A 16959-nucleotide genomic window follows, 5' to 3' on the forward strand; every position below is an offset into this window, starting at 1 on the left:
AATCACTTGTAGGAGTCCCTTGCCTCTGTCAGGATCGGCACTCAATTCGGACTGGAGCTACGCCACCCGCCCCACGAGCCGGGTGCCCCGGCGGAGGAGATCCACATGCACAACCCGGGCATCGCCACCCCGGAACGATTCCCCGCCCAGGACCGTTTCGCGGACGGCGCGCAGTACATCGCGGGCCGCCCGGCGAAGGGCACCTCGGGCCACACCTACGCGGTCGTCGACCCCGCGACCGGCGAGGACGTGTACACGTACGACCTGGCCGGCGCCGACGACGTGGACGCGGCGGTCGCCGCGGCGCGCGAGGCGTTCCCGGGCTGGGCGGCCGCCACCCCCGGTGAGCGTTCCGACGCCCTGCACCGCCTGGCCGCCGTGCTCGCCGACCGCGCGGAGGAGTTCGCCCGCGCCGAGTCCCTGCAGTGCGGCAAGCCGCTGAAGCTGACCCGCGAGTTCGACGTGCCGGGGACGATCGACAACACCGCCTTCTTCGCCGGGGCCGCCCGCCACCTTCAGGGGCAGGCCGCCGGCGAGTACTCCGGCGACCACACGTCGTACGTGCGCCGCGAGGCCATCGGCGTCGTCGGCTCCATCGCGCCGTGGAACTACCCGCTGCAGATGGCGGCGTGGAAGATCCTCCCGGCCATCGCGGCCGGCAACACCATCGTCCTCAAGCCGGCCGAGCTGACCCCGCTGACCTCGCTGCTGTTCGCCGAGGCCGTCACCGCCGCCGGGATCCCCGACGGCGTCGTCAACATCGTCACCGGCACCGGCCGGGAGGCGGGCGAGCGCCTGGTCGGCCACCCCGACGTGGCCATGACCTCCTTCACCGGTTCGACCGCCGTCGGCAAGCGGGTCGCGGAGATCGCCACCGCCACCGTCAAGCGCCTCCACCTGGAGCTGGGCGGCAAGGCACCGTTCGTGGTCTTCGACGACGCCGACCTGGAGGCGGCCGCCAACGGCGCGGTCGCGGGCGCGCTCATCAACACCGGCCAGGACTGCACCGCCGCCACCCGCGCGTACGTGCAGCGGCCCCTGTACGAGGCGTTCGTCGAACGGACGGCCGCCCTCATGGACACCGTCCGGCTCGGCGACCCCTTCGCGCCGGGCACCGATCTCGGTCCGCTGATCTCCCACGTCCAGCGCGACCGCGTCGCCGGGTTCGTCGACCGCGCCCGCTCCTACGCGCGCGTGGTCACCGGCGGCGAGGCCCCGCAGGGAGGTCTCACGAAGGGCGCGTATTATCGGCCCACCCTCATCGCCGACGCGCCCCAGGACAGCGAGGTCGTGCAGTCCGAAATCTTCGGCCCGGTACTGGTGGTCCTCCCCTTCGACACCGACGACGAAGGGATCAGGCTCGCCAACGACACCCCGTACGGGCTCGCGGCCTCCGCCTGGAGCCGCGACGTCTACCGGGCAGGCCGCGCCACCCGCGAGATCAAGGCGGGCTGTGTGTGGATCAACGATCACATCCCGATCATCAGCGAGATGCCGCACGGCGGCTACAAGGCGTCCGGCTTCGGCAAGGACATGTCTGCCTACTCCTTCGAGGAGTACACGCAGGTCAAGCACGTCATGTACGACAACACGGCGGTGGCCAGGAAGGACTGGCACCGCACCGTCTTCGGGGACCGATAGACAGCAGAACCGGCCGCCTCACCCGCGGCCCCTCACCCTCCCGAAAGGGCACCACGCGCATGGAGCAGTACGAGCCCGACCGCCTGTCCCCGGCCCAGGTGGCCGCCATGCGGCGCAGTTTCCGCAACGGCAGGGCCTCCCTCACCCGCCGTTCGCTGCTGCGCGCCTCCGCGGGCGGCGCGCTCGCGGTCGGCGGTCTCGGGGCACTGAGCGCCTGCGGGATCCCCGCGGCGGGCAACACCAAGGGCGGCGTCTCCGCAGAGGACCACTCGGCCGAGGAGAAGGTCGTCAACTTCTCCAACTGGACCGAGTACATCGACGTGGACGACAGCGAGAAGCAGCACCCCACGCTCGACCGGTTCGCCAAACGCACCGGCATCAAGGTCAAGTACACCGAGGACATCAACGACAACGTCGAGTTCTTCGGCAAGATCAAGCCGCAGCTGGCGGCCGGCCAGGACACCGGGCGCGACATCATCGTGCTCACCGACTGGCTCGCGGCCCGCCTGATCCGCCTCGGCTGGGTCCAGAAACTGGACCCGTCCAACCTGCCGCACGCCTACGCCAACCTGTCGCCGCAGTTCCGCAGCCCCGACTGGGACCCCGGCCGCGCCTACAGCTACGTCTGGCAGGGCATATCCACCGTCGTCGCGTTCAACAAGAAGGCGCTCGACGGCATCGAGGTCAAGTCGGTCTCCGACCTGCTCGACAACCCCAAGCTCAAGGGCCGCGTCGGCTTCCTGTCGGAGATGCGCGACAGCGTGGGCATGACCATGCTGGACATGGGCATCGACCCGGGGAAGTTCACCGCCGACGACTACGACAAGGTGATCGCCCGGCTGCAGAAGGCCGTCGACAAGGGGCAGATCCGCCGCTTCACCGGCAACGACTACACGTCCGACCTCACCAAGGGCGACCTGGCGGCCTGTGTGGCCTGGGGCGGTGACATCGTCCAGCTCAAGGCGGACAGCCCGGACGTCGACTTCATCCTCCCGGACAGCGGCTACATGACGTCGACGGACAACATGCTGATCCCGAACAAGGCGCGTCACAAGACCAACGCCGAGCGGCTCATCGACTTCTACTACGAGCCCGAGCAGGCCGCGGCGCTCGCCGCCTACGTCAACTACGTGTCCCCGGTCGACGGTGTGAAGCCCTACCTCACCAAGATCGACAAGGGCGCGGCGGACAACCCGCTGATCCTTCCGGACAAGGCCACGGCTGCCAAGTCCCACGCCTTCCGCTCGCTGAGCTCGAAGGAAGAGACCGAATTCGAACAGAAGTTCGCGAAGCTGACTGGGGCGTGATCACCGTGACGAACAAGAACGACACCGGCGGCGACGTCCGACTGACGGGCGTCAGCAAGACCTACGGCTCCTTCACCGCCGTCCACCCGCTCGACCTGACCGTGCCGCAGGGCTCCTTCTTCGCCCTGCTCGGCGCCTCCGGCTGCGGCAAGACCACCACCCTGCGCATGATCGCCGGCCTGGAGGACCCCACCACGGGCACCGTCCACCTCGGCGACCAGGACGTGTCGCACCTGCCGCCCTACAAGCGCCCGGTCAACACGGTCTTCCAGTCCTACGCCCTCTTCCCGCACCTCGACATCTTCGAGAACGTCGCCTTCGGTCTGCGCCGGCGCGGCATCAAGTCGGTGAAGAAGCAGGTCGAGGAGATGCTGGAGCTCGTCCAGCTCGGCGAGCAGGCCCGCAAGAAGCCGCACCAGCTCTCCGGCGGCCAGCAGCAGCGCGTCGCGGTGGCCCGCGCGCTGATCAACCACCCCAAGGTGCTGCTGCTCGACGAGCCCCTCGGCGCCCTCGACCTGAAGCTGCGCCGCCAGATGCAGCTGGAGCTCAAGCGGATCCAGACCGAGGTCGGCATCACCTTCATCCACGTCACGCACGACCAGGAGGAGGCCATGACCATGGCCGACTCGGTCGCCGTGATGAACGGGGGCCGCGTGGAGCAGCTCGGCGCGCCGGCCGACCTGTACGAGAACCCGCAGACCACCTTCGTCGCCAACTTCCTCGGCACCTCCAACCTCATCGAGGCCGAGGTCGACACCATCAGCGGCGACGACATCGTCCTGAGGGCCGGCGGCGGCAAGCTCGTGCTGCCCGGGACGCGGTGTTCGGCGCCCACCACGACCGGCGGCAAGGTGCTGGTCGGCGTACGCCCGGAGAAGATCTCGGTCGTCCCCGTCGAGGACGCCGGAGAGATACCCGTCGGCCGCAACCGGATCACCGGCACGATCGCCGACTCCAGCTTCATCGGCGTCTCCACGCAGTTCGTCGTCGACAGCCCGGTCTGCCCCGACTTCGAGGTCTACGTCCAGAACATCGACCGCGACCCCCGGCTCGCGCCCGGCGCCGAGGTCGTCCTGCACTGGAACCCGGCCCACACCTTCGGCCTGGACGCCACGCAGGACATCGACGCCGGCGTCGAGACGGTCGAGGAAGAGGCGGCCTGATGACGACGATCACCGAGGCGGAGGCACCTCCGCCGCTCGCCCCCGCCACCCCCGCGAAGAAGCCACCGCGCAAGCGGGGCCGCCTGGTGCCGTACTGGCTGCTGCTGCCCGGCATCCTGTGGCTGCTGGTCTTCTTCGCGCTGCCGATGGTCTACCAGGCGTCCACGTCCGTGCAGACGGGCTCCCTGGAAAAGGGCTACCAGGTCACCTGGCACTTCGCGACCTACTGGGACGCGCTGTCCGAGTACTGGCCGCAGTTCCTGCGCTCGGTGCTGTACGCCGGCTCGGCGACGATCCTGTGCCTGATCCTCGGCTACCCGCTGGCCTACCTGATCGCGTTCCGCGCGGGCCGCTGGCGCAACCTGATCATGATCCTGGTGATCGCGCCGTTCTTCACCAGCTTCCTGATCCGCACGCTCGCCTGGAAGACGATCCTCGCGGACGGCGGCCCGGTCGTCGGCACCCTGAACTCGCTGCACGTCCTGGACGTCACGAACTGGCTCGGCATGACGGCCGGCGACCGGGTGCTCGCCACCCCGCTCGCGGTGGTGTGCGGTCTGACGTACAACTTCCTGCCGTTCATGATCCTGCCGCTGTACACCTCGCTGGAGCGCATCGACGGACGGCTGCACGAGGCGGCGGGCGACCTGTACGCACGCCCGGCCACCACCTTCCGCAAGGTCACCTTCCCGCTGTCGATGCCGGGCGTGGTCTCCGGCACGCTGCTGACCTTCATCCCGGCGGCCGGTGACTACGTCAACGCCGACCTGCTCGGCTCGACCGACACCCGCATGGTCGGCAACGTCATCCAGACCCAGTTCCTGCGGATCCTGGACTACCCGACGGCGGCGGCGCTGTCGTTCATCCTGATGGCCGCGATCCTGATCATGGTCACGCTGTACATCCGCAAGTCCGGCACGGAGGATCTGGTTTAAATGGCCTTCGTCAACTGGCTCAAGCGCCACCTCGTCGTCATCGCGGGACTGCTGACCCTCGGGTACCTGCTGCTGCCCAACATCGTCGTGACGGTGTTCTCCTTCAACAAGCCGAAGGGGCGCTTCAACTACGAGTGGCAGCAGTTCTCCGCGGACGCCTGGACGGACCCGTGCGGCGTCGCCGGCATGTGCGGCTCGCTGTCGCTCAGCCTCCAGATCGCGCTCTGGGCGACGATCGGCGCCACCGTCCTCGGCACGATGATCGCCTTCGCGCTGGTCCGCTACCGCTTCCGGGCGCGCGGCGCGGTGAACTCGCTGATCTTCCTGCCGATGGCGATGCCCGAGGTCGTCATGGCCGCCTCGCTGCTCACCCTGTTCCTCAACATGGGCGCCCAGCTGGGCTTCTGGACGATCCTGATCGCCCACATCATGTTCTGCCTGAGCTTCGTGGTGACGGCGGTGAAGGCGCGCGTGATGTCGATGGACCCGCGGCTGGAGCAGGCCGCCCAGGACCTGTACGCCGGTCCGGTGCAGACGTTCCTCCGGGTCACGCTGCCCATCGTGGCCCCCGGCATCGCGGCGGGCGCGCTGCTCGCCTTCGCGCTCTCCTTCGACGACTTCATCATCACCAACTTCAACGCCGGCTCGACCGTCACCTTCCCCATGTTCGTCTGGGGTTCGGCGCAGCGCGGAACGCCCGTCCAGATCAACGTCATCGGCACCGCCATGTTCCTCATCGCCGTGCTGCTCGTCCTGACCTCGATGGTCGTCGGCAACCGCCGCAACAAGCAGAAGGCGTGACCACCGCAACCCTGTAGGGAGTTGAAAATCATGGCCCCAAGCGCCATGAGCCGTTGGACAAGAGCACTCTCCGACGTCCAGCCGGTCCCGTACTGGCTGGACGACCCCGGCAGGCCCCGCCCGGAGCCCGCCCTCACCGGCGCCGAGACCTGCGACCTGCTGGTCGTCGGCGGCGGCTACAGCGGACTGTGGACCGCGCTGATCGCCAAGGAGCGCGACCCCGGGCGGGACGTCGTCCTGCTGGAAGGCCGCGAGGTGGGCTGGGCCGCCTCCGGCCGCAACGGCGGCTTCTGCGCCGCCTCCCTCACCCACGGTCTGGCCAACGGGCTGACCCGCTGGCCGGACGAGATCCACAAGCTGGAGGAGCTGGGCGCCCGCAACCTCGACGAGATCGAGGCCGCGGTCGCCCGGTACGGGATCGACTGCGACTTCGAGCGCACCGGCGAGATCGACGTCGCCACCGAGACCTACCAGGCGTGGGAGCTGCGCGACTGGTACGAGGAGATGGAGCGCCGCGGCCTCGCCGACGGCGTCGAGTTCCTGGACGCCGAGGCGGTGCGCAGCCACGTCGACTCGCCGACCTTCCAGGCCGGCCTGCACGACCGCAAGGGCGTGGCCATGGTCAACCCGGCCCGGCTCGCCTGGGGCCTGAAGCGGGCCTGCCTGCGGCTCGGCGTCCGCGTCCACGAGCACACGCCCGCGCTCGCCCTCCAGCCGTACGGCGCCGGCATGGCCGTCCGCACCCCTTACGGCAGCGTGCGCGCCCGCAAGGTCGCGCTCGGCACGAACGTCTTCCCGAACCTGGTCCGGCGGGTGCGCCCGTACACCGTCCCGGTCTACGACTACGCGCTGATGACCGAGCCGCTCACCGACGAGCAGCTCGCGTCCGTCGGCTGGAAGAACCGCCAGGGCCTCGGGGACAGCGCCAACCAGTTCCACTATTTCCGGCTGTCCGCCGACAACCGCGTCCTGTGGGGCGGCTACGACGCCGTCTACCCCTACGGCGGCCGGGTGCGCGCCGAGTACGACGACCGCCCGGAGACCTACGCCAAGCTCGCCGAACACTTCTTCACCTGCTTCCCGCAACTGGAGGGCCTCCGCTTCACGCACGCGTGGGGCGGCGCGATCGACACCTGCTCGCGCTTCTCGGCGTTCTTCGGCACCGCGCACCGGGGGAAGGTGGCGTACGCCGCGGGCTACACGGGCCTCGGCGTGGGCGCGACCCGGTTCGGCGCCGAGGTGATGCTGGACCTGCTGGCGGGGGAGACCACCGAGCGCACCTCGCTGGAGATGGTCCGCAAGAAGCCCCTGCCCTTCCCGCCCGAGCCCTTCGCCTGGACCGGCATCGCGCTGACCAAGTGGTCCCTCGCCCGCGCCGACGCGCACGACGGGCGGCGCAACCTGTGGCTGCGGACGATGGACCGGCTGGGCCTGGGCTTCGACAGCTGAGCGCTCCGCGCGGTCATGGCGGGCGGTGTGCCGTCGGCCGTGACCGGCGGTGTGCCGCCGGTCGTCCGCGGCGCCGTCGTGGCCGGTCGCGCGGTTCCCCCGCGCCCCTTCAGCGTCGGCGCGCGGCCGGGCCGCGGCGGGTCTCGCCGTCCTGTCCGGCGGCCGGCGGCCCGCCTCCGGCGTCGTGCGCGGCGTGGGAGACGGCCAGCGTCAGGCAGGTCAGCAGCACCGTGCCGAGGCACCAGCTCGCCAGGACGTCCAGCGGCCAGTGGTAGCCGCGGCGGACCAGGCCGGAGGCGACGGCGAGATTGACGGCGGCGCAGGCGACGACGACCACGCGGCGGGCGGTCGCCGACGCCAGCCAGGGCAGCAGCAGCACCGCCGCCGCGCCGTAGGCGACGACGGCGGTCGCCGTGTGGCCGGAGGGGTAGTAGCCGGTGCCCGGCGGCACGGCCGGGGTGCCCGAGCGGGCGGTGAACTCCTTGAGGGGGACGACCAGCGCCGGCACCAGCGCCATGACGAGGGCGGCGGCGAGCGGCGGCAGCCACCATCGCCGGGCGCCCGCCCGACGGCCGCGCCGGGCCACGTCGGCCAGCACGAGGGCGAGGACCGGGAGCGCCACCCCGACACCGCCGAGGTCGGACAGCAGTTCCGAGACGCGGTCCGGGTGCACCAGAACGCGGCTGACCCGCTCGTCCACGCGCAACAGCGGGCCGTCGGCCACGACCTGCCAGGTGATCAGCGCGAAGAGGAGAGCGGGGAGCCCGAGAAGGAGGAAGGAGCGGAAGGAGGCCGGCCGCCCCGGAACAGGGGGGGTTGTTCCGGAGCGGCCGATCGGATCGGATGGACGCCCACCCCGGGGGGTTTGGGGCGGGCGACTGTCCGACCGGTGAGGAGATCCGGAGCCGGAGGCCCCGGGTGTGTGCGCGAGGGCACGACCAGGTCGAAGCTGGGGAGGCCCCGGCCTGAGATCGTCCGCAGTCCCCTGCGGACGGGGTGTTTCTCTCATCTGCGTAGAACCTACGGCAGTGCCGGGGGCGACGACAGACGGAATCGCACCCCGACATCCACCTCGCACACGTTCTTCACACGCTCTGCCGTTGGCCGCCCCAGCCCCTGGATCAGCTGTGCGGACGGGCGCTCAGATGCCCGCGAGAACCTGCTTCCGGGTTCCTGAGAACAGGCTCCCAGGAACCCGGAAGAGCCCGCTCTCAGACGCCCGCGAGAGCCTGCTCGATGATGTCGAGGCCCTCGTTCAGCAGGTCCTCGCCGATCACCAGCGGGGGCAGGAAGCGCAGCACGTTGCCGTAGGTGCCACAGGTGAGGACGAGCAGGCCCTCGGCGTGGCAGGCCTTGGCGAGCGCGCCGGCCGCCTCGGGGTTCGGCTCCTTGGTCGCGCGGTCCTTGACCAGCTCGACGGCGATCATCGCGCCGCGGCCCCGGACGTCGCCGATGATGTCGAACTTCTCGGCCATGGCGGTGAGGCGGCCCTTCATGATCGCCTCGATGTTCTTCGCCTTGGCGTTGAGGTCCAGCTCCTTCATCGTCTCGATGGCGCCGATCGCGCCGGCGCACGCGACGGGGTTGCCGCCGTAGGTGCCGCCGAGGCCGCCCGCGTGCGCGGCGTCCATGATCTCGGCGCGGCCGGTCACGGCGGAGAGCGGCAGACCGCCCGCGATGCCCTTGGCCGTCGTGATCAGGTCGGGGACGATGCCCTCGTCCTCGCAGGCGAACCACTGGCCGGTGCGGCAGAAGCCGGACTGGATCTCGTCGGCGACGAAGACGATGCCGTTGTCCGAGGCGAACTGGCGGATCGCGGGCAGGAAGCCCTTGGCCGGCTCGATGAAGCCGCCCTCGCCGAGCACCGGCTCGATGATGATCGCGGCGACGTTGTGCGCGCCGATCTGCTTGGTGATCTGGTCGATGGCCTGCGCGGCGGCCTCGGGGCCGGCGTTCTGCGGACCGGTCGGCCAGCGGTAGGCGTAGGCGACCGGCACGCGGTAGACCTCGGGCGCGAACGGGCCGAAGCCCTGCTTGTACGGCATGTTCTTCGCCGTCAGCGCCATCGTCAGGTTGGTCCGGCCGTGGTAGCCGTGGTCGAAGACGACGACCGCCGGGCGCTTGGTGTACGCACGCGCGATCTTCACCGCGTTCTCGACGGCCTCGGCGCCGGAGTTGAACAGGGCGGACTTCTTGGCGTGGTCACCCGGCGTGAGCTCGGCGAGCGCCTCGGCGACCGCCACGTAGCCCTCGTACGGGGTGACCATGAAACAGGTGTGGGTGAAGTCGGCGAGCTGCGCGGACGCCCGGCGTACGACGGCCTCGGCGGAGGCGCCGACGGTCGTCACCGCGATGCCGGAGCCGAAGTCGATGAACCGGTTGCCGTCGACGTCCTCGATGATGCCGCCGTCGGCCCGCGCGGCGAAGACGGGCAGCGTGGAGCCCACGCCCTGCGCCACCGCGGCGACCCGGCGGGCCTGCAGTTCCTGCGACTTCGGACCGGGGACGGCGGTGACGAGGCGGCGCTCCTGCGGAAGTGCGCTCATGGGGGCTCCTGTGGGGTTTTACGGCCTTACGAACTCTTTCCTCGCAGGCTAGGACGGGGAGCGGGGGGTGGGCATGCTCCATGTGGGCGTTGTCGGGACGGCGGATTGTCCGCGGTGGCCATAGCGGAGGGCGGAGAGCGGACGGCGAGCCGCCGGTGGCGAGTGGCCGTAGCGGAGGGTGATGGTGAGCGGCCGTCGCGACGGCGAGGTGAGCGGTTGTTGCGGCGGCGAAGTGAGCGGTTGTCGCGACGGCGGGGTGGCGCGCCGCCGGTGGTCATCCGACGGCCCCCGTGTACCCGCCCGCGGCGCCCGCGCACGCCCCGCGCACGCACACGCGCACGGCCGGGCACACCCGCGCGCACGGCCCGGTCCGGAACCGGCCGGTCCCCTCGGCCGCGCAATCGGTGAACTCCCCTTGCCGGGGCGTTAGATTGACCGCTGATGGAGCACCAAACGGCTGGTCGGGGAGCGAGGGCGATGGACAGCGACGGGACGCAGGACGCACGGGGCACGCATGCGAACCCGGTGCCGCGCCCGGCAGGTCCGCCGGAGATTCCGGCGATGCCGCCGCGGCCTCCCGCGGCGCCGGGCATGCCGCCGCGGCCGGACGGGCAGGCGTTCCTGGCCTGGCTGCGGGCCCCGCGGCCGGAGGCGCCGCCCGGGGTGTGGCGGTTCGGGCACCGGCCGCGGCCGCAGGAGGAACCGGAGACCACCCCCGCACGCCAGCTGCTGAGCGGGGCACTGATCGCCTTCCTCGTCGGCTGGCTGGTCTGGTCCCTGCTGTGGAACGGCTATCTCGGCGACTGGTGGCTGCTGCCGCTCTGGGCGATGATCCCGGACTCCTGGGCTCAGCCGCACAGCTTCGCCTCGGTCGTGGTCGTCTACGCCTACTACGTGCTCATCGCCCTGGTCATCATGGTCGGCGTGGGCCGCCTCGGCCGCTGGGGCGAGATCTGGCGCCGTTACGGACCGCCCGCCTGGCGCCCGGCCGCCGCCCCGTGCACCGAGCGCCCGCCCGTCCCCGAGCAGGACCCCGCCGAGTGGCCCCAGCTGCGTGCCGTCGGAGCCGTCGACGCCGCCGAGCGGCTCGCCGCGGAGGCCAGGGCGGGCCTGATGCGGGACATCGACCACGCCCGCATCACCCGCGCCTGGCAGGGCGTGCGCAGCGGCCGGCACAGCCTCGCCGCGTTCACCGGCGCGGTGCTCCAGGAGGGCGCCGCCGCCTGCCTGCACCCCTCCGGGGAACGCGACCTGCCCGCCCGGCTCGCCCGGCACGACCTGCTGACCGGGCAGGTGCGGCTCGGCGCCGCCGCCGACGACCCCCGCAACCCCTACGCCTACCGCGGGGCCGGCCTCGGCCTCGGCCCCGACCTGCTCGGCACCTCCCTGCTCGCGGTCGGTCCGGCCGGCTCCGGCAAGACCGGCACCGTGGTGCGGCCGCTCGCCGAGTCGCTGAGCCTGCACGCGCTCGCCGGACGGGCCGCCGTCGTCGTGGTCGGCGCCGCGGGCGCGGGCCTCGGACCGGCCGAGGCCTACGACGTCGTCGTACGCGTCGGTCAGCCCGACTCCGTCCACGACCTCGACCTGTACGGCGGGACCACCGACCCCGACGAGGCCGCCGCGGTGCTCGCCGAGGCGCTCGTCGGAGACCTCGCCGACCCGCACCCCGGCAGCGACAGCCGCCGCTCCACGACCGTGCTGGCGCAGTTGCTCGGGCCGTTCCGGGCCGTCCACGGCCGCTTCCCCTCCGTACCGGAGCTGCGGCAGCTGCTCGACGCGGCCCCCGGACCGCTGGGCGCGCTGCGCACCGCGCTGGTGGCGTCCGGGCAGGACTCGCTGCTGCGCGAACTGGACGCGCGGGAGCGGCAGGCGGGGCACCCGGGCGACGTGGCCGGCGTCCTCGCCGACCGGGTCGCGCTGCTCGACCGGCCCGCCTTCGCCGGGTTCTTCGACACCTCCGGGCGGTCCCGGCCGTTCTCCCTCAAGGCCCTCGACCACCCGGTGCGGGTGCGCATCGACCTGCCCGAGCGCGGGCACGCCGACGCCTCCCGGATGCTGGCGCGGCTGGTGCTCGCGCAGTTCACGGCGAGCGTCGCGGTGCGGGAGGACCGGTCGCTGTTCGCCTGCCTGCTGCTGGACGACGCGGCGGGCGTGGTGACCCCCGAGGCGGTGCGCGGCATCCAGCGGCTGCGGTCGGCGAACGCGGGCGTCGTGCTGACCCTGCGCACGCTGGACGACGTACCGCGGCTGCTGCGCGGGCCGCTGCTCGGCGCGACCGGCTGCCGGATGGCGCTGTCCGGGCTGACCCCCTGGGACGGGCAGGACTTCGCCGAGGTCTGGGGCAAGGAGTGGACCGAGACCCGCGACGTCACCGACCGGCAGATCATCGCCGAGACCCCGGCCGGCAAGGCGGTGCACGTGCTGCGCCGGGTGATCACCGGCAAGGCGCCCACGGCGCGGGCCGTGACCGTGCGCCAGGTGGAGCGGGAGCGGTGGTCGGCGTCCGAACTCGCGCACGGGGTCCCGCCGGGGCACGCGGTGCTGTCGCTGACCACGGTCAAGGGCGAGCACGCGCCGCCGCTGCTGGTGGATCTGCGGGGCTGAGTTCCGGCCGTGCGGTGAGGCCGGTCGACCGTGCGAACGGGGCGGCCGGCCGACCGTACGGTGAGGCAGAATCGGTACAGGCCGTTCATACGCGACGGCCAAGTGATCACCCGCATCGCGCCGCCCTCCCCGACCCTGAAGGGCCCCATGCCCCCGACGCTCGCCTCGCTCGTCCACCACTCGGCGCTGAAGCTGACCGTGCGCGCGGGCGAGGACCGCCTGGACGTGCCCGTCCGCTGGGCGCACGTCAGCGAACTCGCCGACCCCGTCCCGTACATGGAGGGCGGGGAACTGCTGCTGATCACCGCGCTGAAACTGGACGCCGAGGACCACGAGGCGATGCGGCGGTACGTGCGGCGGCTGGCCGGAGCCGGCGTCGTGGGCCTCGGCTTCGCCGTCGGCGTCAACTACGACGAGATCCCCGAGGCCCTCGTCGACGCGGCGCGGGCGGAGGGGCTGCCGCTGCTGGAGGTGCCGCGCCGCACGCCCTTCATCGCCATCAGCAAGGCCGTCTCCGCGGCGATCGCGGCCGAGCAGTACCGGGCGGTGACGGCCGGGTTCGCCGCGCAGCGCGAGCTGACGAAGCAGGCCCTGACGGACGGCCCGGAGGGACTGCTCGCCGCGCTCGCCGCGCAGGTCGACGGCTGGGCGGCGCTGTACGACGCCTCGGGCGCCGTCGTGGCCGCCGCACCGGAGTGGGCGGGCCGCAGGGCGGCGCGGCTCAGGACGGACGTGGAACGGCTGCGGGAGCGGCCGGCGCCCGCGTCCTCGGTGGTGGGCGGACCGGACCACGAGGACCGCGTCGAACTGCACTCCCTGGGCACCGGGCGGCGCCCCCGGGCCGCGCTGGCGGTGGGCACCGCCGCCGCCCCCGGCACCGCCGAGCGGTACGCCGTCCACTCGGCGATCGCGCTGCTGACCCTGACCACGGAGCGCTCCCGCTCCCTGCACGCCGCCGAACAGCGCATCGGCGCGGCGGTGCTCAGCATGCTGCTGGCCGGGGAGTCCGAGCACGCGCGCACCGTCGCCGGCGACCTGTACGGCGGGCTGCTGGACGCCCCGTTCCGGATCATCGTCGCCGAGTGTGCCGCCGCGTCGGCCGCGCGGACGGCCGGCGCCCCGGCCGCCCGTACACCGGCCGCCCGGGGCGCCGCGACCGCGGACGGCACGGACGGCGACCCGCCGGCCGCGCTCGCCGAGGCCGTGGAGTCGGCGGCGGCCCGCGCCGGGGAGGCCGTGCTGGTCGTGCCCGAGGGGGAGCGGCTGGTGGTGCTGGCCGCGGACGGCGGCGCGGCGGTCGCCGCCTGCGGCCGGTACGCGGCGGCGCTGGAGACGGCGCGCGAACGGGCGGCGGGAACGGGGGACCGGGCGGCCGACGTGCCCGAACTGATCGTGGGCCTGTCGGCCCCGGCCGGACCGACCGCGGCCACGGCGGCGTACAAGCAGGCCGAGCAGGCGCTGTCGGTGGCGCGGCGCCGGGGCCGGGTGTGCGTGGAGCACGAGCAGCTGGCGGCCGGTTCGATGCTGCCGCTGCTGGCCGACGACGCGGTGCAGGCGTTCGCCGACGGCCTGCTGCGCGCCCTGCGCGACCACGACGCGACCGGCCGCGGCGACCTGGTGGCCTCCCTGCGCGCCTGGCTCTCCCGCCACGGCCAGTGGGACGCGGCGGCCGCCGACCTCGGCGTCCACCGCCACACCCTCCGCTACCGCATGCGCCGGGTGGAGGAGATCCTCGGCCGCAGCCTGGACGACCCGGACGTCCGGATGGAGCTGTGGCTGGCGCTGAAGGCGACGTCGGGGGAGTGAGGGGCCGTGCGGCGGACGGCTGCAGAGAGCTGTGCGCGTGACCGAGGCGAGCAACTCGTTGCCAGGCTCGACGGTGATCGTCATCTGCTCGATGGTCACTGGTCGTCGGGCCAGAGGCGGAAGGCGGTGTGGCCTGTGAGTGGGCGCACTGTGCGGAAATGGCGGCGGTCCAGGGTCAGAACGGCGTCTGTTCGGTATTCGGCAGCCACGACGACGTTCATGGTGTCCGTAAGACCGATCTGCGGATAGCGGCGCATCGTCACCAACGCCGTCGACAGATGCGGTTCGACCTCGGGCACCGCGTACCGTCGTACGGCGACGCGGTCACGGACGTGGGTGAGCGCCGCGTGTGCGGCATCCGGGCCGACCCGCGCGGTCAGCAGGTAGTCGAGCTCGGCCAGCACCAGGGGCGTGATCACCAGGTGGGCGGCGGACGCCACCGCCGCGCGGCACGCCTTGTGCTCCGGGTCGGTTCCGTCGTAGTAGGCGAAAAGCCCCGACGTGTCGGCGATCAGTACGGTCACGCCCCGAACCCCTCCAGGTAGTCGCCGCGGCCCGCCGACCAGTCCACGGGCGTCCCGCTGTGGAACACGGGACCCTCGTCGTCCTCGCCCATCGGGTCGGTCGGATACGCGGAAACCGAGGCCTCCGCCTCGCTCACCGGAGAGAGTATGGCGACTGGCCGGCCGTTCTTGGTCACCGTGATGCGTTCGCCGCGCTCTGCTGCGGCGAGGATCTTCGAGGCGTTCTGGTTGAACTCGCGGGCGGTCGTCTCCATGTACTACACGGTAGTACATGGAGAGCGTGCCGGTGATGAGGCCGGGGCCTTGGAGGCGCATTCCGCCCAGACCGTCTTGCCGCCGGGCGGGTACGGTTCGACGCCCCAGCGGTCGGCGAGGGCGGTGACCAGGAGCAGGCCGCGGCCGGACTCGCCGTCCGGCGAGTCCCCGAAGTTGGCGCACGGCGACGGGAGTTGGTCTCCGCGTGCGTCGGTGACGGCGATGCGGAGGACGCCGGTTCCGGTGTCGAGGGCGAGGGTGAGCCGGAAGTCGCGGCCCCGGACGTTGCCGTGCAGGGCGGCGTTGGCCGCGAGTTCCGCGATGATCTGCTCGGCACGCTCGGTGACGCCGGGTGACACCTCCCAGGCGCGGAGCTGTTCGGCGGCGAGCAGGCGGGCGAGGCGGGCTCCGCGGCGCGTGGACGACAGGAGCTGGGCGAACGTGCGTACGGTTGCGGTGAATTGGGGTGCGGTTGTGCTCATGGGGCCACGGTGACCGGCGCGCAGGGGCGCTTTCCAGTGGGCTGGTCCGTACGTTGAGTCAGCGTACGGACACATTCTGTGGACGGTACGCCGCTTCGTCCGTCACTCTGGGTGTCGTCGCGCGCGGGGCGACGGACAGCGGGTGCACGGAATCGGAGGTGGCCGCGTATGACGAGCGGCATCGGCAGCGTAGGCAACGGCCACAGTGGCGGCCAGGGCAGCGGCGACGGTCACGTCGGCGGCCCGGCCGACTGCGAGACGGACCGTGAGCCCGATCCCTCGGACAGCCTGCGCACCTGGGGCGCCTTCCAGCAGGCGCTGCGCGAGCACGCGGGGTACAGCAGAGCCGAGTTCGCGGACCTGGTGCGCTTCTCCAAGCACACCGTGGAGTCGGTGGAGCGGGGGCGCAGGATGCCCGACGCGGCGTTCGTCCAGCGCGCCGACGAGGTGCTGGGGAGCACCGGGGCGCTGCTGAAGTCGTCGAAGTACGTCACGCGGGGGCGGGGTGATGTGGGGCTTGCGGCGTGGTTCCGGGAGTGGGCTCGGCTGGAGCGCGTGGCGGTGAGCCTGTGCACGTACGAATGCAGGCTGGTGCCGGGCCTGTTGCAGTCGGAGGGGTATGCCCGGGCCCTCTTCGAGAACCGGCTTCCCCTGCTGACGGACGAGCGGCTGGAGGCCCAGGTCGAGGCGCGGCTGGAGCGGCAGATGGCGCTGAGCGAGCGGTCGACGGTGCTGTACCACTTCATCGTGGAGGAGGCTGTCTTCCGGCGCAGGCTGGGTGGTCGCGAAGTGCTGCTGGGCCAGTTGGATCATGTGTTGAAGCTGACGGCACCCCGTCACGTGACGTTGCAGATCATGCCGACGGAGGCCGAGTTCCACGCCTGCATGGATGGCCCGGTACAGCTCCTCGAGACGGCGGAAGGCCGACGGCTGGCGTACTCCGAAGGGCAGGAGAACGGTCGGCTGATCTCCGACCGGAAAGAGGTACGCCTCCTCTACCAGCGCTATGACACACTGCGCTCGCAGGCCCTGACCCCCCAAGACTCGCGGGGCCTCCTGGAGCGACTCCGAGGAGAGCTATGAGCACGACGGAACTCGCCTGGTTCAAGTCCAGCTACAGCGGTAGCTCTGGTGACAGCTGCATCGAGATCGCCGTCACCGAGCAGGCCATATGCGTACGGGACTCCAAGGACACGGCACGCCCTCACTTCGCCGTCGGCCGTGCTGAGTGGTCGCGATTCGTGGGGTTCGTGACGGAGGCGTGAGCGGCGCGGGCTCCTGAACGGTGTTCTGTGGGAGCGGTGCTGCCCGGTCCGCCAGCACACCGGTCACACCTGGCACCAGCCTGCTGGCAGGCCGACAGGCCCCCGCCTAGGACAATCCGGCGCACCCCCCGCCCCCACTTCTCCGCCCCGGACAAACGCCAGCGGCCCCGCCCGCCCCTAC

The 16959-nt window shown here is 72.0% G+C and carries 15 protein-coding genes; 10 read left to right on the forward strand and 5 right to left on the reverse strand.

Annotated elements, in window-relative coordinates; all coding sequences use genetic code 11:
• Nucleotides 1-105: 105 nt before the first annotated feature.
• From VKA29_RS28795 to VKA29_RS28820, 6 genes are read left to right on the forward strand one after another with little or no spacing between them, the layout of a single operon-like run.
• Entirely contained in the window at nt 106-1641 is a 1536-nt protein-coding gene (locus tag VKA29_RS28795) for a gamma-aminobutyraldehyde dehydrogenase (protein ID WP_324788917.1), read from the forward strand.
• 59 nt (nt 1642-1700) lie between these two features.
• On the forward strand, nt 1701-2948 hold the full coding sequence (locus VKA29_RS28800; protein ID WP_324788918.1) for a spermidine/putrescine ABC transporter substrate-binding protein: 1248 nt from the start codon (nt 1701-1703) through the stop codon (nt 2946-2948).
• A complete protein-coding gene (locus VKA29_RS28805) occupies nt 2945-4111 on the forward strand; it encodes an ABC transporter ATP-binding protein (RefSeq protein WP_324788919.1) in 1167 nt (388 codons plus the stop codon). Before VKA29_RS28800 ends, VKA29_RS28805 begins: the two co-directional genes overlap by 4 nt.
• On the forward strand, nt 4111-5046 hold the full coding sequence (locus tag VKA29_RS28810; protein ID WP_324788920.1) for an ABC transporter permease: 936 nt from the start codon (nt 4111-4113) through the stop codon (nt 5044-5046). The genes VKA29_RS28805 and VKA29_RS28810 overlap by 1 nt, the downstream gene beginning before the upstream one ends.
• Nucleotides 5047-5847, forward strand: a complete 801-nt coding sequence (locus VKA29_RS28815) for an ABC transporter permease (RefSeq protein WP_324788921.1) — start codon at nt 5047-5049, stop codon at nt 5845-5847.
• Nucleotides 5848-5877: 30 nt separating this feature from the next.
• Entirely contained in the window at nt 5878-7296 is a 1419-nt protein-coding gene (locus VKA29_RS28820; protein ID WP_324788922.1) for an FAD-dependent oxidoreductase, read from the forward strand.
• 109 nt (nt 7297-7405) lie between these two features.
• Here VKA29_RS28820 and VKA29_RS28825 read toward each other — a convergent pair whose 3' ends face one another.
• Both VKA29_RS28825 and gabT read right to left on the reverse strand, forming a co-directional pair.
• Complete coding sequence (locus tag VKA29_RS28825; RefSeq protein WP_324788923.1) at nt 7406-8305, reverse strand: phosphatase PAP2 family protein; 900 nt, start codon at nt 8303-8305, stop codon at nt 7406-7408.
• Nucleotides 8306-8507: 202 nt separating this feature from the next.
• Nucleotides 8508-9842, reverse strand: coding sequence for a 4-aminobutyrate--2-oxoglutarate transaminase (gene gabT, locus VKA29_RS28830; RefSeq protein ID WP_324788924.1), 1335 nt, complete (start codon nt 9840-9842; stop codon nt 8508-8510).
• A 477-nt stretch (nt 9843-10319) separates the two neighbouring features.
• Between gabT and VKA29_RS28835 the strand changes: the two genes are divergently transcribed.
• A complete protein-coding gene (locus VKA29_RS28835) occupies nt 10320-12446 on the forward strand; it encodes an ATP-binding protein (RefSeq protein WP_324788925.1) in 2127 nt (708 codons plus the stop codon).
• A 147-nt stretch (nt 12447-12593) separates the two neighbouring features.
• Nucleotides 12594-14252 carry a PucR family transcriptional regulator gene (locus VKA29_RS28840; protein WP_324788926.1) on the forward strand — a complete coding sequence of 553 codons (1659 nt, stop codon included), beginning with the start codon at nt 12594-12596 and terminating at the stop codon, nt 14250-14252.
• Between the two features lie 95 nt (nt 14253-14347).
• On the opposite strand, the gene VKA29_RS28845 is transcribed toward VKA29_RS28840, so the two are convergent.
• Genes VKA29_RS28845 through VKA29_RS28855 form a run of 3 tightly spaced genes read right to left on the reverse strand, consistent with a single transcriptional unit; the run spans nt 14348 to nt 15513 of the window.
• Nucleotides 14348-14776, reverse strand: coding sequence for a PIN domain-containing protein (locus VKA29_RS28845; RefSeq protein ID WP_324788927.1), 429 nt, complete (start codon nt 14774-14776; stop codon nt 14348-14350).
• Nucleotides 14773-15030: a type II toxin-antitoxin system prevent-host-death family antitoxin gene (locus tag VKA29_RS28850; protein ID WP_324788928.1), complete on the reverse strand. Its 258-nt coding sequence runs from the start codon at nt 15028-15030 to the stop codon at nt 14773-14775. The genes VKA29_RS28845 and VKA29_RS28850 overlap by 4 nt, the downstream gene beginning before the upstream one ends.
• A 3-nt stretch (nt 15031-15033) precedes the next feature.
• Nucleotides 15034-15513 carry an ATP-binding protein gene (locus VKA29_RS28855; protein ID WP_324788929.1) on the reverse strand — a complete coding sequence of 160 codons (480 nt, stop codon included), beginning with the start codon at nt 15511-15513 and terminating at the stop codon, nt 15034-15036.
• A gap of 168 nt (nt 15514-15681) precedes the next feature.
• Here VKA29_RS28855 and VKA29_RS28860 point away from each other — a divergent pair, with 168 nt between their 5' ends.
• On the forward strand, nt 15682-16596 hold the full coding sequence (locus tag VKA29_RS28860) for a helix-turn-helix transcriptional regulator (protein WP_324788930.1): 915 nt from the start codon (nt 15682-15684) through the stop codon (nt 16594-16596).
• Entirely contained in the window at nt 16593-16778 is a 186-nt protein-coding gene (locus VKA29_RS28865) for a DUF397 domain-containing protein (RefSeq protein WP_324788931.1), read from the forward strand. Before VKA29_RS28860 ends, VKA29_RS28865 begins: the two co-directional genes overlap by 4 nt.
• The last annotated feature ends 181 nt before the right edge of the window (nt 16779-16959 follow it).

Origin of the sequence: Streptomyces sp. H51, assembly GCF_035656535.1 — a bacterium.
Lineage (GTDB): Bacteria > Actinomycetota > Actinomycetes > Streptomycetales > Streptomycetaceae > Streptomyces.

What these genes read in the sequence shown, in the direction of transcription:
- VKA29_RS28850 (WP_324788928.1), bottom strand. Translation starts at nt 15,030, where the DNA reads ATGGAGACGACCGCCCGCGAGTTCAACCAGAACGCCTCGAAGATCCTC.
- VKA29_RS28795 (WP_324788917.1), top strand. Translation starts at nt 106, where the DNA reads ATGCACAACCCGGGCATCGCCACCCCGGAACGATTCCCCGCCCAGGAC.
- VKA29_RS28840 (WP_324788926.1), top strand. Translation starts at nt 12,594, where the DNA reads ATGCCCCCGACGCTCGCCTCGCTCGTCCACCACTCGGCGCTGAAGCTG.
- VKA29_RS28835 (WP_324788925.1), top strand. Translation starts at nt 10,320, where the DNA reads ATGGACAGCGACGGGACGCAGGACGCACGGGGCACGCATGCGAACCCG.
- gabT (WP_324788924.1), bottom strand. Translation starts at nt 9,842, where the DNA reads ATGAGCGCACTTCCGCAGGAGCGCCGCCTCGTCACCGCCGTCCCCGGT.
- VKA29_RS28810 (WP_324788920.1), top strand. Translation starts at nt 4,111, where the DNA reads ATGACGACGATCACCGAGGCGGAGGCACCTCCGCCGCTCGCCCCCGCC.
- VKA29_RS28820 (WP_324788922.1), top strand. Translation starts at nt 5,878, where the DNA reads ATGGCCCCAAGCGCCATGAGCCGTTGGACAAGAGCACTCTCCGACGTC.
- VKA29_RS28865 (WP_324788931.1), top strand. Translation starts at nt 16,593, where the DNA reads ATGAGCACGACGGAACTCGCCTGGTTCAAGTCCAGCTACAGCGGTAGC.
- VKA29_RS28855 (WP_324788929.1), bottom strand. Translation starts at nt 15,513, where the DNA reads ATGAGCACAACCGCACCCCAATTCACCGCAACCGTACGCACGTTCGCC.
- VKA29_RS28800 (WP_324788918.1), top strand. Translation starts at nt 1,701, where the DNA reads ATGGAGCAGTACGAGCCCGACCGCCTGTCCCCGGCCCAGGTGGCCGCC.
- VKA29_RS28860 (WP_324788930.1), top strand. Translation starts at nt 15,682, where the DNA reads ATGACGAGCGGCATCGGCAGCGTAGGCAACGGCCACAGTGGCGGCCAG.
- VKA29_RS28825 (WP_324788923.1), bottom strand. Translation starts at nt 8,305, where the DNA reads ATGAGAGAAACACCCCGTCCGCAGGGGACTGCGGACGATCTCAGGCCG.
- VKA29_RS28815 (WP_324788921.1), top strand. Translation starts at nt 5,047, where the DNA reads ATGGCCTTCGTCAACTGGCTCAAGCGCCACCTCGTCGTCATCGCGGGA.